This window comes from Pseudomonas sp. Sample_10 (genome assembly GCF_004321495.1).
Lineage (GTDB): Bacteria > Pseudomonadota > Gammaproteobacteria > Pseudomonadales > Pseudomonadaceae > Aquipseudomonas.
The window spans coordinates 1-14,330 of the sequence record NZ_RCOE01000229.1; the positions used below are offsets into that span (position 1 = coordinate 1).

The 14,330-nt window shown below is 56.1% G+C and carries 9 protein-coding genes; all 9 read left to right on the forward strand.

Annotated elements, in window-relative coordinates; translation table 11 throughout:
- Positions 1-107 precede the first annotated feature (107 nt).
- The 9 genes from rplK to fusA all read left to right on the forward strand — a co-directional run bounded on the left by rplK (position 108) and on the right by fusA (position 14,246).
- Positions 108-539 (forward strand): 50S ribosomal protein L11, encoded by a 432-nt coding sequence (rplK, locus tag D8U18_RS23145; protein WP_007933726.1) that lies wholly within the window; start codon positions 108-110, stop codon positions 537-539.
- Positions 539-1,234, forward strand: coding sequence for a 50S ribosomal protein L1 (gene rplA, locus D8U18_RS23150; RefSeq protein WP_003228754.1), 696 nt, complete (start codon positions 539-541; stop codon positions 1,232-1,234). The genes rplK and rplA overlap by 1 nt, the downstream gene beginning before the upstream one ends.
- A 198-nt stretch (positions 1,235-1,432) precedes the next feature.
- Positions 1,433-1,933, forward strand: a complete 501-nt coding sequence (gene rplJ, locus D8U18_RS23155) for a 50S ribosomal protein L10 (protein WP_007970413.1) — start codon at positions 1,433-1,435, stop codon at positions 1,931-1,933.
- Positions 1,934-2,008: 75 nt separating this feature from the next.
- The gene (rplL, locus tag D8U18_RS23160; RefSeq protein ID WP_056855887.1) at positions 2,009-2,374 is read left to right on the forward strand and encodes a 50S ribosomal protein L7/L12; all 366 of its coding nucleotides are present in this window, start codon (positions 2,009-2,011) and stop codon (positions 2,372-2,374) included.
- Between the two features lie 220 nt (positions 2,375-2,594).
- Positions 2,595-6,668, forward strand: coding sequence for a DNA-directed RNA polymerase subunit beta (gene rpoB / locus D8U18_RS23165; protein ID WP_131108529.1), 4,074 nt, complete (start codon positions 2,595-2,597; stop codon positions 6,666-6,668).
- Between the two features lie 64 nt (positions 6,669-6,732).
- Positions 6,733-10,932 carry a DNA-directed RNA polymerase subunit beta' gene (rpoC, locus tag D8U18_RS23170; RefSeq protein ID WP_056855885.1) on the forward strand — a complete coding sequence of 1,400 codons (4,200 nt, stop codon included), beginning with the start codon at positions 6,733-6,735 and terminating at the stop codon, positions 10,930-10,932.
- Positions 10,933-11,148: 216 nt separating this feature from the next.
- Positions 11,149-11,520, forward strand: coding sequence for a 30S ribosomal protein S12 (rpsL, locus tag D8U18_RS23175; RefSeq protein WP_003186084.1), 372 nt, complete (start codon positions 11,149-11,151; stop codon positions 11,518-11,520).
- A gap of 119 nt (positions 11,521-11,639) precedes the next feature.
- Positions 11,640-12,110: a 30S ribosomal protein S7 gene (gene rpsG / locus D8U18_RS23180; RefSeq protein ID WP_002555493.1), complete on the forward strand. Its 471-nt coding sequence runs from the start codon at positions 11,640-11,642 to the stop codon at positions 12,108-12,110.
- Positions 12,111-12,140: 30 nt separating this feature from the next.
- Positions 12,141-14,246 (forward strand): elongation factor G, encoded by a 2,106-nt coding sequence (gene fusA / locus D8U18_RS23185; protein WP_046815908.1) that lies wholly within the window; start codon positions 12,141-12,143, stop codon positions 14,244-14,246.
- The last annotated feature ends 84 nt before the right edge of the window (positions 14,247-14,330 follow it).

The following is a 14,330-nucleotide window of genomic DNA, read 5'->3' on the forward strand; positions in this document are numbered from 1 at the left end:
ATCCCAACCCCGCAGCCTTAGGCTGTGGGGTTTTGTCGTCACTGGGATAAACGCGCAAGTAACCGGGGAGCCTTTCGAGGCGTTTGAACCCGTAATTGGAGTGCCTCATGGCCAAGAAGATTACCGCTTACATCAAGCTGCAAGTGAAGGCCGCTCAGGCTAACCCAAGCCCACCTGTTGGTCCTGCTCTGGGTCAGCACGGCGTGAACATCATGGAATTCTGCAAGGCTTTCAACGCCCGTACTCAGGGTCTTGAGCCAGGTCTGCCGACTCCAGTGATCATCACTGTCTACAGCGACCGTAGCTTCACTTTCGAAACCAAATCCACCCCTGCTTCGGTTCTGCTGAAGAAGGCGGCCGGTCTGACCAGCGGTTCCGCTCGTCCGAACACCGTTAAGGTTGGCACTGTAACTCGTGCTCAGCTGGAAGAAATCGCGAAAACCAAAAACGCGGATCTGACTGCAGCTGATATGGAAGCAGCCGTGCGTACCATCGCCGGTTCTGCTCGTAGCATGGGCCTTAACGTGGAGGGTGTGTAATGGCTAAGCTGACCAAGCGTCAAAAGGCTATCGCCGGCAAAATCGAAGCAGGCAAGGCCTACAACATTGTAGACGCCGCTGCTCTGCTGGCCGAGCTGTCGACTGTCAAGTTCAGCGAGTCGTTCGACGTTGCTGTAAACTTGGGTGTAGACCCGCGTAAATCCGACCAGGTTGTTCGTAGCGCTACTGTGCTGCCACACGGCACTGGCAAGACCGTTCGCGTTGCTGTGTTCACCCAGGGTCCAGCTGCTGAGGCCGCTCTGGCTGCCGGCGCTGACCGTGTGGGTATGGACGACCTGGCTGCTGAAATGAAAGGCGGCGACCTGAACTATGACGTAGTGATCGCATCCCCGGATGCCATGCGCGTTGTAGGTCAGTTGGGTCAGATCCTCGGTCCACGTGGCCTGATGCCTAACCCTAAAGTCGGCACCGTAACTCCAGACGTAGCTACCGCGGTTAAAAACGCCAAGGCTGGTCAGGTTCGTTATCGCACCGACAAAAACGGCATCATTCACACTTCCGTTGGCAAGATCGGCTTCGACGCCGTCAAGCTGAAGGAAAACGTTGAAGCCCTGATCGCTGATCTGAAGCGTATCAAGCCAGCTTCCTCGAAAGGCATCTACGTCAAGCGCGTTACCCTGAGCACCACTATGGGCCCAGGTCTGGTCATCGACCAAAGCTCGCTCGACGCGTAAGACACAGATTGGCGCAAGCGATTGCGCCAATTGAAAAATTGGGGTCCCTGCCTGGCGGGGGCTATCCAAGACCGTAGGCGACGCAAGTCTTAAACCACAAGCCTACGCAGATGGTGCTCCCGGTTCCTTACCGAATCAGACACCAAAACGACATCCGGTTTCGACCAGATGAAACGGTAACAAGCAGGAGTTAAACCCGTGGCAATTAAACTCGAAGACAAGAAGGCCATCGTCGCTGAAGTCAACGAGGCTGCCAAAGTCGCTCTGTCCGCTGTCGTGGCTGATGCCCGTGGCGTAACAGTAGGCGCGATGACCGGACTCCGTAAAGAGGCTCGTGAAGCTGGCGTTTACGTACGTGTTGTACGTAACACCCTGCTCAAGCGCGCTGTTGCTGACACTGAATTCAGTGTCCTCAACGACGTGTTCACCGGCCCTACCCTGATTGCATTCTCCAAGGAACATCCAGGCGCTGCTGCCCGGATCTTCAAAGAGTTCGCAAAGGGTCAGGACAAGTTCGAGATCAAGGCAGCTGCGTTCGAGGGCAAGTTCCTCGCAGCTAACCAAATCGACGTACTGGCAACTCTGCCGACCCGTGACGAAGCAATTTCTCAGCTGATGAGCGTGATTCAAGGCGCTACCAGCAAATTGGCTCGTACTCTGGCGGCAATTCGCGACCAGAAAGAAGCTGCTGCAGCCTAAGGCTCGTCAACTTCTCGCGTTTTTTGTTTTTTTCGATGGTCGCGTAGGCCGTCCCCAATATCAGGAATTAGATTCATGTCTATCTCTCAGAACGATATCCTTGAAGCAGTTGGCAACATGTCCGTAATGGAAGTTGTTGAGCTGATCAAAGCTTTCGAAGAAAAATTCGGCGTTACTGCTGCTGCTGCATCGGCTGGTCCAGCTGCTGCTGCTGCCGTTGTTGAAGAGCAAACTGAATTCAACGTCATGCTGACCGAAGCTGGCGAGAAGAAAGTTAACGTGATCAAGGCAGTACGTGAACTGACCGGTCTGGGCCTGAAAGAAGCCAAGGCTGTAGTTGACGGCGCTCCTGCCATGGTTCTGGAAGCTGTTGCCAAAGACGCAGCTGACAAAGCCAAAGCAGCTCTGGAAGAAGCAGGCGCTAAAGTCGAGCTGAAGTAAGCATCGACTTTGCTCCTCCAGCCCGAGCGTTAAGCGACAGGCTGATGGCTGGTGGCTCTTGCCACCGGCCTTTTTCCGTTATTGGCAGCCGACTGGGTCGGTGCTGATAACGTGTTGTAACCACCCGATGCGGTGGCGCAAACCATGGGGTTTGCACGATTTTCTGGCTGCTCCCGTCGGGAGGGGCCAAACAAGCAGGTGACCAAGCTGGGGAACGCTGATGGCTTACTCATATACTGAGAAAAAACGTATCCGCAAGGACTTTAGCAAGTTGCCGGACGTCATGGATGTGCCGTACCTCCTGGCCATCCAGCTGGATTCGTATCGTGAATTCTTGCAAGCGGGAGCGACTAAAGATCAGTTCCGCGACGTGGGCCTGCATGCGGCCTTCAAATCCGTTTTCCCGATCATCAGCTACTCCGGCAATGCTGCGCTGGAGTACGTCGGATATCGTCTGGGCGAACCGGCATTTGATGTCAAAGAATGCGTATTGCGCGGTGTAACTTACGCCGTACCTTTGCGGGTAAAAGTGCGCCTGATCATTTTCGACAAAGAATCGTCGAACAAAGCGATCAAGGACATCAAAGAGCAAGAAGTCTACATGGGTGAAATCCCCCTGATGACTGAGAACGGTACCTTCGTAATCAACGGTACCGAGCGTGTAATCGTTTCCCAGCTGCACCGTTCCCCGGGCGTGTTCTTCGACCACGACCGTGGCAAGACGCACAGCTCCGGTAAACTGCTGTACTCCGCGCGCATCATTCCTTACCGCGGTTCGTGGCTGGACTTCGAGTTCGACCCGAAAGACTGCGTGTTCGTGCGTATCGACCGTCGTCGCAAGCTGCCTGCATCGGTACTGCTGCGCGCGCTCGGCTATACCACCGAGGAAGTGCTGGACGCGTTCTACACCACCAACGTGTTCCATGTGAAAGGCGAGAACCTGAGCCTGGAACTCGTACCTCAGCGTCTGCGCGGTGAAATCGCGGTTCTGGACATCCAGGACGACAAAGGCAAGGTTATTGTCGAGCAAGGTCGTCGTATCACCGCTCGCCACATCAACCAGCTGGAAAAGGCCGGGATCAAAGAGCTGGAAGTGCCACTGGACTACGTCCTGGGTCGCACTACCGCCAAGGTCATCGTGCACCCGGCTACCGGCGAAATCCTGGCAGAGTGCAACACCGAGCTGAACACCGAGATCCTGGCGAAAATCGCCAAGGCCGGCGTTGTTCGCATCGAAACTCTGTACACCAACGACATCGACTGCGGTCCGTTCGTCTCCGATACGCTGAAGATCGACTCCACCAGCAACCAACTTGAAGCGCTGGTCGAGATCTATCGCATGATGCGTCCTGGCGAGCCGCCAACCAAAGACGCTGCCGAAACCCTGTTCAACAACCTGTTCTTCAGCCCTGAGCGCTATGACCTGTCTGCGGTCGGCCGGATGAAGTTCAACCGTCGTATCGGTCGTACCGAGATCGAAGGTTCGGGCGTGCTGTGCAAAGAAGACATCGTCGCGGTTCTGAAGACTCTGGTCGACATCCGTAACGGTAAAGGCATCGTCGATGATATCGACCACCTGGGTAACCGTCGTGTTCGCTGCGTAGGCGAAATGGCCGAGAACCAGTTCCGCGTTGGCCTGGTGCGTGTTGAACGTGCGGTCAAAGAGCGTCTGTCGATGGCAGAAAGCGAAGGCCTGATGCCGCAGGATCTGATCAACGCCAAGCCAGTGGCTGCCGCGGTGAAAGAGTTCTTCGGTTCGAGCCAGCTGTCGCAGTTCATGGACCAGAACAACCCGCTGTCCGAGATCACCCACAAGCGTCGTGTCTCCGCACTCGGCCCAGGCGGTCTGACGCGTGAGCGTGCAGGCTTCGAAGTTCGTGACGTACACCCGACTCACTACGGTCGTGTTTGCCCGATCGAAACGCCGGAAGGTCCGAACATCGGTCTGATCAACTCCCTGGCTGCCTATGCGCGCACCAACCAGTACGGCTTCCTCGAGAGCCCGTACCGTGTGGTGAAAGACGCTCTGGTCACCGACGAGATCGTGTTCCTGTCCGCCATCGAAGAAGCTGATCACGTGATCGCTCAGGCTTCGGCCACGATGAACGACAAGAAAGTCCTGATCGACGAGCTGGTAGCTGTTCGTCACTTGAACGAGTTCACCGTCAAGGCGCCGGAAGACGTCACCTTGATGGACGTATCGCCGAAGCAGGTAGTTTCGGTTGCTGCGTCGCTGATTCCGTTCCTCGAGCACGACGACGCCAACCGTGCGTTGATGGGTTCGAACATGCAGCGTCAAGCTGTACCGACCCTGCGTGCTGACAAGCCGCTGGTAGGTACCGGCATGGAGCGTAACGTAGCCCGTGACTCCGGCGTTTGCGTCGTGGCTCGTCGTGGCGGCGTGATCGATTCCGTCGATGCCAGCCGTATCGTGGTTCGTGTTGCCGATGACGAAGTTGAAACCGGTGAAGCCGGTGTCGACATCTACAACCTGACCAAATACACCCGCTCGAACCAGAACACCTGCATCAACCAGCGTCCGCTGGTGAGCAAGGGTGATCGGGTTCAGCGTAGCGACATCATGGCCGACGGCCCGTCCACCGATATGGGTGAACTGGCACTGGGTCAGAACATGCGCATCGCGTTCATGGCATGGAACGGCTTCAACTTCGAAGACTCCATCTGCCTGTCCGAGCGTGTGGTTCAGGAAGACCGTTTCACCACGATCCACATTCAGGAACTGACCTGTGTGGCCCGTGACACCAAGCTTGGCCCAGAGGAAATCACTGCGGACATCCCGAACGTGGGTGAAGCCGCACTGAACAAGCTGGACGAAGCCGGTATCGTTTACGTGGGTGCTGAAGTAGGCGCAGGCGACATCCTGGTGGGTAAGGTCACTCCGAAAGGCGAGACCCAACTGACTCCGGAAGAAAAACTGCTGCGTGCGATCTTCGGTGAAAAAGCCAGCGACGTTAAAGACACCTCCCTGCGTGTACCTACCGGTACCAAGGGTACTGTCATCGACGTACAGGTCTTCACCCGTGACGGCGTTGAGCGCGATGCGCGTGCACTGTCGATCGAGAAGTCTCAGCTGGACGAGATCCGCAAGGACTTGAACGAAGAGTTCCGTATCGTTGAAGGTGCTACTTTCGAACGTCTGCGTTCCGCCCTGGTCGGCCACAAAGCCGAAGGCGGTGCCGGTCTGAAGAAAGGCCAGGACATCACCGACGAAGTACTCGACGGTCTTGAGCACGGCCAGTGGTTCAAACTGCGCATGGCTGAAGATGCTCTGAACGAGCAGCTCGAGAAGGCTCAGGCCTACATCGTTGATCGTCGCCGTCTGCTGGACGACAAGTTCGAAGACAAGAAGCGCAAACTGCAGCAGGGCGATGACCTGGCTCCAGGCGTGCTGAAGATCGTCAAGGTTTACCTGGCAATCCGTCGCCGCATCCAGCCGGGCGACAAGATGGCCGGTCGTCACGGTAACAAAGGTGTGGTCTCCGTGATCATGCCGGTTGAAGACATGCCGCACGATGCCAATGGCACCCCGGTCGACGTCGTCCTCAACCCGTTGGGCGTACCTTCGCGTATGAACGTTGGTCAGATCCTTGAAACCCACCTGGGCCTCGCGGCCAAAGGTCTGGGCGAGAAGATCAACCGCATGATCGAAGAGCAGCGCAAGGTTGCCGAGCTGCGTAAGTTCCTGCACGAGATCTACAACGAGATCGGCGGTCGTCAGGAAAGCCTCGATGACTTCTCGGACCAGGAAATCCTGGATCTGGCTCAAAACCTGCGTGGCGGCGTTCCGATGGCCACTCCAGTGTTCGACGGCGCCAAGGAAAGCGAAATCAAGGCCATGCTGAAACTGGCGGACCTGCCAGAAAGCGGCCAGATGCAGCTGACCGACGGCCGTACCGGCAACAAGTTCGAGCGCCCGGTTACCGTTGGCTACATGTACATGCTGAAGCTGAACCACTTGGTAGACGACAAGATGCACGCTCGTTCTACCGGTTCGTACAGCCTGGTTACCCAGCAGCCGCTGGGTGGTAAGGCGCAGTTCGGTGGTCAGCGTTTCGGGGAGATGGAGGTCTGGGCACTGGAAGCATACGGTGCCGCTTACACTCTGCAAGAAATGCTCACAGTGAAGTCGGACGATGTGAACGGCCGTACCAAGATGTACAAAAACATCGTGGATGGCGATCACCGTATGGAGCCGGGCATGCCCGAGTCCTTCAACGTGTTGATCAAGGAAATTCGTTCCCTCGGCATCGATATCGATCTGGAAACCGAATAACACGTGACGCGAATCGAGAGCGGGGCAGGATTGCCCGCTCTCTGCTCCGCCAGGAGGAAAGGCCTTGAAAGACCTACTGAATTTGCTGAAAAACCAGGGTCAAGTCGAAGAGTTCGACGCCATCCGTATCGGATTGGCATCGCCTGAGATGATCCGTTCGTGGTCGTTCGGTGAAGTTAAAAAGCCGGAAACCATCAACTACCGTACGTTCAAACCTGAGCGTGACGGCCTGTTCTGCGCCAAGATCTTTGGCCCGGTAAAGGATTACGAGTGCCTGTGCGGTAAGTACAAGCGCTTGAAGCACCGCGGTGTGATCTGCGAGAAGTGCGGCGTTGAAGTCGCGCTGGCAAAAGTTCGTCGTGAGCGTATGGCCCACATCGAACTGGCCTCGCCTGTTGCTCACATCTGGTTCCTGAAATCGCTGCCGTCCCGTATCGGCTTGCTGATGGACATGACCCTGCGTGATATCGAGCGCGTTCTCTACTTCGAGAGCTACGTCGTTATCGACCCAGGCATGACCACCCTTGAAAAAGGTCAGCTGCTGAACGACGAGCAGTACTTCGAAGCGCTGGAAGAGTTCGGCGACGATTTCGATGCCCGCATGGGTGCCGAGGCTGTCCGCGAACTGCTGCACGCTATCGACCTGGAGCACGAGATTGGCCGTCTGCGTGAAGAGATTCCGCAAACCAACTCCGAAACCAAAATCAAAAAGCTGTCCAAGCGTCTGAAGTTGATGGAAGCCTTCCAGGGTTCCGGCAACCTGCCAGAGTGGATGGTGCTGACCGTTCTGCCGGTTCTGCCGCCAGATCTGCGTCCACTGGTCCCGCTGGATGGCGGTCGCTTCGCGACTTCCGACCTCAACGATCTGTATCGTCGAGTGATCAACCGTAACAACCGTTTGAAGCGCCTGCTGGATCTGTCCGCTCCGGACATCATCGTGCGCAACGAAAAGCGTATGTTGCAGGAAGCCGTCGACGCACTGCTCGACAACGGTCGTCGTGGCCGCGCTATCACCGGTTCCAACAAGCGTCCTCTGAAATCCCTGGCTGACATGATCAAGGGTAAGCAGGGTCGTTTCCGTCAGAACTTGCTCGGTAAGCGTGTTGACTACTCCGGTCGTTCGGTAATTACCGTAGGTCCGACCCTGCGTCTGCACCAGTGCGGTCTGCCGAAGAAGATGGCTCTCGAGCTGTTCAAGCCGTTCATTTTCGGCAAGCTGGAAATGCGTGGTCTGGCGACCACCATCAAAGCGGCCAAGAAAATGGTCGAGCGCGAGTTGCCAGAGGTTTGGGACGTTCTCGCTGAAGTGATTCGCGAACACCCGGTTCTTCTCAACCGTGCACCGACCCTTCACCGTCTGGGTATCCAGGCGTTCGAACCGGTACTGATCGAAGGTAAGGCTATTCAGCTGCACCCTCTGGTCTGCGCCGCGTACAACGCCGACTTCGACGGTGACCAAATGGCCGTGCACGTACCGCTGACGCTGGAAGCCCAGCTCGAAGCGCGTGCGTTGATGATGTCGACCAACAACATTCTGTCGCCAGCCAACGGTGAGCCAATCATCGTTCCGTCGCAGGACGTTGTATTGGGTCTGTACTACATGACTCGTGAAGCGATCAACGCCAAGGGCGAAGGTCGTGTGTTCGCGGATCTGCAGGAAGTTGACCGTGTGTTCCGTGCCGGCGAAGCCGCACTGCACGCCAAGGTCAAAGTGCGGATCAACGAAACTGTCAACGACCGTGATGGCGGCAGCGTGACCAACACCCGTATCGTCGACACCACTGTCGGCCGTGCGCTGTTGTTCCAGGTTGTGCCAAAAGGTCTGTCGTACGATGTCGTCAACCTGCCGATGAAGAAAAAGGCGATCTCCAAGCTGATCAACCAGTGCTACCGCGTGGTTGGTCTGAAAGAGACCGTGATCTTCGCTGACCAGTTGATGTACACCGGTTTTGCCTATTCGACCATTTCCGGCGTTTCCATCGGTGTTAACGACTTCGTTATCCCGGATGAAAAAGCCCGCATCATCGGTGCTGCCACCGACGAAGTGAAAGAGATCGAAAGTCAGTACGCCTCCGGCCTGGTAACCCAGGGCGAGAAGTACAACAAAGTGATCGACCTTTGGTCCAAGGCGAACGACGAAGTTTCCAAGGCGATGATGGCCAACCTCTCGAAAGAGAAAGTCATCGACCGTCATGGCGTCGAAGTCGACCAAGAGTCCTTCAACTCGATGTACATGATGGCCGACTCGGGCGCACGGGGTTCTGCTGCTCAGATCCGTCAGCTCGCCGGTATGCGTGGCCTGATGGCCAAGCCGGACGGTTCCATCATTGAAACGCCGATTACTGCGAACTTCCGTGAAGGTTTGAGCGTACTTCAGTACTTCATCTCGACTCACGGTGCTCGTAAAGGTCTGGCGGATACCGCGTTGAAAACCGCGAACTCCGGTTACCTGACTCGTCGTCTGGTAGACGTAGCGCAAGATCTGGTTGTAACCGAGATCGATTGCGGCACCGAACACGGTCTGCTGATGACTCCGCACATTGAAGGCGGTGACGTTGTAGAGCCGCTGGGTGAGCGCGTATTGGGTCGTGTTATTGCCCGTGACGTATTCAAGCCAGGTACCGAGGACGTCATCGTTCCTGCCGGCACCCTGGTAGATGAGAAGTGGGTTGAGTTCATCGAGCTGAACAGCATCGACGAAGTGATCGTGCGTTCGCCGATCAGCTGCGAAACCCGCTACGGCATTTGCGCCAAGTGCTACGGCCGTGACTTGGCTCGTGGTCACCAGGTGAACATCGGTGAAGCGGTCGGCGTTATCGCTGCCCAGTCCATCGGTGAGCCGGGTACCCAGCTGACCATGCGTACGTTCCACATCGGTGGTGCGGCAAGCCGTACTTCCGCAGCCGACAGCGTTCAGGTGAAGAATGGCGGTACCGTCCGTCTGCACAACCTGAAGCACGTTGAGCGCGTGGATGGTCACCTGGTAGCTGTGTCCCGTTCCGGTGAGCTGGCCATCGCTGATGACTTCGGTCGTGAGCGTGAGCGTTACAAGCTGCCGTACGGTGCCGTGATTTCGGTTAAAGAAGGTGACAAGGTCGACGCTGGCGCAATCGTGGCCAAGTGGGATCCGCACACTCACCCGATCGTTACCGAAATGAAAGGTACCGTGACCTACGTGGGCATGGAAGAAGGCATCACGATCAAGCGTCAGACTGACGAATTGACCGGTATGACCAACATTGAAGTACTCGACGCCAAAGATCGTCCAGCTGCCGGCAAGGACATTCGTCCTGCCGTGAAGATGGTCGACGACAACGGCAAGGATCTTTTGCTGCCAGGCACTGACGTAATCGCTCAGTACTTCCTGCCAGCCAACGCCCTGGTCGGTGTAGCGGACGGTGCGAAGATTGCGATCGGTGATGTTATCGCTCGTATCCCGCAAGAGACTTCGAAGACGCGTGACATCACCGGTGGTCTGCCGCGTGTTGCCGACTTGTTCGAAGCTCGTCGTCCGAAAGAAGCGTCGATTCTGGCTGAAGTCAGCGGCACCATCGCGTTCGGTAAAGAGACCAAGGGCAAGCGCCGTCTGGTCATCACCCCGAACGACGGTAGCGATCCGTACGAAGAGCTGATTCCGAAGTGGCGTCACCTGAACGTGTTCGAAGGCGAACAGGTAAACCGCGGCGAAGTTATCTCCGACGGCCCGAGCGACCCACACGACATCCTGCGTCTGCTGGGTGTGAGTGCGCTGGCCAAGTACATCGTTAACGAGATCCAGGACGTTTACCGTCTGCAAGGCGTGAAGATCAACGATAAGCACATCGAGACCATCCTGCGTCAGATGCTGCGTAAAGTTGAAATCGCTGAATCCGGCGATTCCAGTTTCATCAAGGGCGACCAGATGGAATTGACTCACGTTCTGGTAGAGAACGAGCGTTTGAGCAACGAAGACAAATTTGTCTCCAAGTTCACTCGCGTTCTGCTGGGTATCACCAAGGCGTCGTTGTCCACCGAATCGTTCATCTCGGCGGCTTCCTTCCAGGAAACCACCCGCGTACTGACCGAAGCGGCGGTAACCGGCAAGCGCGACTACCTGCGCGGCCTGAAAGAAAACGTGGTCGTGGGTCGTCTGATCCCGGCTGGTACCGGCCTGGCTTATCACAGCGAGCGTAAGCGTCGTCGTGATGCCGACAAGCCGTTGCGCGTAAGCGCCAGTGAAGTGGAAGCTGCACTGACCGAAGCGCTGAACTCGAGCGGTAACTGAGTTCTGCGATAAATGAGCGTAAGGCCCTGGCAGCTCCGTTCATCGAATCGCGACAATTTGTCGAGGTTGGATGGGCGGGGAGGTCGGGGCCTTGCCTTGACTGGGGACAAGATCCTCTTTAGACTCTTGTACCCCTAAATTTGGCGGGAATTCGTTCCTGCCATTTTGCTTTTCTTGCAAGACAATAGCGTCGCAAGACAACAGTGGAGCTAGTAGATGGCAACTATCAACCAGCTGGTACGTCAGCCGCGTAAGCGTATCGTCGAGAAATCCGACGTGCCTGCGCTGCAGAACTGCCCGCAACGTCGTGGCGTGTGCACCCGTGTGTATACCACTACGCCGAAAAAACCTAACTCGGCACTGCGTAAAGTATGCCGTGTGCGTCTGACCAACGGTTTCGAGGTTTCCTCGTACATCGGCGGTGAAGGCCACAACCTGCAAGAGCACAGCGTGGTACTGATCCGCGGCGGTCGTGTAAAAGACTTGCCAGGTGTTCGTTACCACACCGTTCGCGGTTCTTTGGATACTTCCGGCGTTAAAGGTCGTAACCAGGGTCGTTCGAAGTACGGTACCAAGCGTCCGAAGTAATGGTCGCTTGCTGCAAAAAACTGATTTCTATTTTTCTGAGTCGATAAGAGTAAGGTCGGAGGCGTCCCTGATAGGGCACCAATTCCGAGCGAACCTGAAGACCGTTTGAGGGCTTATCCATGCCAAGAAGACGCGTAGCAGCCAAGCGCGAAGTGCTTGACGATCCAAAATACGGAAGCCAAATCCTGGCCAAGTTCATGAACCACGTGATGGAAAGCGGCAAGAAAGCCGTTGCCGAGCGTATCGTTTATGGCGCGCTGGAAAAGGTTAAAGAACGCAAGAACAGCGACCCCCTGGAAATCTTCGAGAAAGCTCTCGACGCCATCGCTCCGCTGGTCGAAGTAAAGTCGCGCCGTGTAGGCGGTGCTACTTACCAGGTTCCGGTTGAAGTTCGTCCGTCCCGTCGTAACGCTCTGGCAATGCGCTGGTTGGTAGACTTCGCTCGCAAGCGCGGCGAGAAGTCTATGGCTCTGCGTTTGGCTGGCGAACTGTTGGACGCTGCCGAAGGTAAAGGTGCTGCAGTTAAGAAGCGTGAAGACGTGCACCGTATGGCTGAAGCTAACAAAGCTTTCTCGCACTACCGCTTCTAATTTTAGCGTCACTAATTTTGCGAGGGCTTTATGGCTCGTACTACACCGATTAATCGCTACCGTAACATTGGTATCGTTGCTCACGTGGATGCTGGTAAAACCACCACCACCGAGCGCGTCCTTTTTTACACTGGCAAAAGTCACAAGATGGGCGAGGTGCATGACGGCGCCGCGACCACAGACTGGATGGTTCAGGAGCAGGAGCGTGGTATTACCATTACTTCTGCTGCTATTACCGCCTTCTGGCAGGGTTCTGCGAAGCAGCACAAGGACCAATACCGCTTCAACGTCATCGATACCCCGGGTCACGTAGACTTCACTATTGAAGTTGAGCGTTCCCTGCGTGTACTCGACGGCGCTGTCGTTGTGTTCTGTGGTACTTCCGGCGTTGAGCCTCAGTCCGAAACCGTATGGCGTCAAGCCAACAAGTACGGTGTTCCACGTATCGTTTACGTGAACAAGATGGACCGTGCCGGCGCGAACTTCCTGCGCGTGATCGCCCAGATCAAGCAGCGCCTGGGTCACACTCCGGTGCCGATCCAGTTGGCTATCGGTTCCGAAGACAACTTCCAGGGTCAGATCGATCTGATGACCATGGAAGCGGTTTACTGGAACGATGCTGACAAGGGCATGACTCCGCGTCGCGAAGCTATCCCTGCTGAACTGCAGGAGCTGGCTGAAGAGTGGCGCAGCAACATGGTTGAGGCTGCGGCCGAAGCCAGCGAAGAGCTGATGAACAAGTACCTCGAAGGCGAAGAGCTCTCCATCGAGGAAATCAAGGCCGCTCTGCGTCAGCGTACCATCGCTGGTGAGATCGTTCTGGCTGTTTGCGGTTCTTCCTTCAAGAACAAGGGTGTTCCCCTGGTTCTCGACGCCGTTATCGACTACCTGCCTGCACCAACTGACATTCCTGCCATCAAGGGTACTGACCCGGATGACGAGGAAAAGCAGATGGAGCGTCACGCAGACGACAACGAGCCGTTCTCGGCTCTGGCGTTCAAGATCGCTACCGACCCATTCGTGGGTACCTTGACCTTCGTTCGAGTTTACTCGGGCGTGTTGGCCTCCGGCGACGGCGTGATCAACTCGGTTAAAGGCAAGAAAGAGCGCGTGGGTCGTATGGTGCAAATGCACGCAAACGCCCGCGAAGAGATCAAGGAAGTACGCGCTGGTGACATCGCGGCCCTGATCGGCATGAAGGACGTCACCACTGGTGAAACCCTCTGCAACGCTGACAAGCCAATCATCCTGGTTCGCATGGACTTCCCGGAGCCGGTTATTTCGGTTGCCGTAGAGCCTAAGACCAAGGATGACCAGGAAAAAATGGGTATCGCTCTGGGCAAGCTTGCTCAGGAAGACCCGTCTTTCCGCGTCAAAACTGATGAAGAGACTGGTCAAACGATCATCTCTGGCATGGGCGAGTTGCACCTGGACATCCTGGTTGACCGGATGCGCCGTGAGTTCAACGTCGAAGCCAACATCGGTAAGCCTCAGGTTTCCTATCGTGAGCGCATCACGAAGAGCTGCGAAATCGAAGGCAAGTTCGTTCGTCAGTCCGGCGGTCGTGGCCAGTTCGGTCACTGCTGGATTCGTTTTGCACCTGCTGACGAAGGTCAGGAAGGTCTGCAATTCCTGAACGAAGTAGTGGGTGGTGTGGTTCCTAAGGAATACATCCCGGCTATCCAGAAGGGTATCGAAGAGCAGATGAAGAACGGTGTTGTTGCCGGCTATCCGCTGATCGGCCTGAAGGCTACCGTGTTTGATGGTTCTTACCACGACGTCGACTCGAACGAGATGGCGTTTAAGGTGGCTGCTTCCATGGCGACCAAGCAACTGGCCCAGAAGGGCGGTGGTGAGTTGCTCGAGCCGATCATGGCGGTAGAGGTTGTTACGCCTGAAGACTATATGGGTGACGTGATGGGCGACCTTAACCGTCGTCGCGGCATGATCCTGGGTATGGAAGATACGGTTTCCGGTAAGGTTATCCGTGCTGAAGTTCCGTTGGGCGAGATGTTCGGTTATGCGACCGACGTTCGTTCGATGTCCCAGGGTCGCGCAAGCTACTCTATGGAATTCAAAAAATACAATACGGCTCCGTCGCACATCGTCGAAACCGTTACCAAAAAACAAGGCTGATTCAGCCCCTTTAGGCTAGGAGTTAATTGTCGTGGCTAAAGAAAAATTTGATCGTTCCCTACCGCACGTCAACGTTGGCACCAT

What these genes read in the sequence shown, in the direction of transcription:
- rpoB (WP_131108529.1), top strand. Translation starts at nt 2,595, where the DNA reads ATGGCTTACTCATATACTGAGAAAAAACGTATCCGCAAGGACTTTAGC.
- rplA (WP_003228754.1), top strand. Translation starts at nt 539, where the DNA reads ATGGCTAAGCTGACCAAGCGTCAAAAGGCTATCGCCGGCAAAATCGAA.
- fusA (WP_046815908.1), top strand. Translation starts at nt 12,141, where the DNA reads ATGGCTCGTACTACACCGATTAATCGCTACCGTAACATTGGTATCGTT.
- rpsL (WP_003186084.1), top strand. Translation starts at nt 11,149, where the DNA reads ATGGCAACTATCAACCAGCTGGTACGTCAGCCGCGTAAGCGTATCGTC.
- rplL (WP_056855887.1), top strand. Translation starts at nt 2,009, where the DNA reads ATGTCTATCTCTCAGAACGATATCCTTGAAGCAGTTGGCAACATGTCC.
- rplK (WP_007933726.1), top strand. Translation starts at nt 108, where the DNA reads ATGGCCAAGAAGATTACCGCTTACATCAAGCTGCAAGTGAAGGCCGCT.
- rpsG (WP_002555493.1), top strand. Translation starts at nt 11,640, where the DNA reads ATGCCAAGAAGACGCGTAGCAGCCAAGCGCGAAGTGCTTGACGATCCA.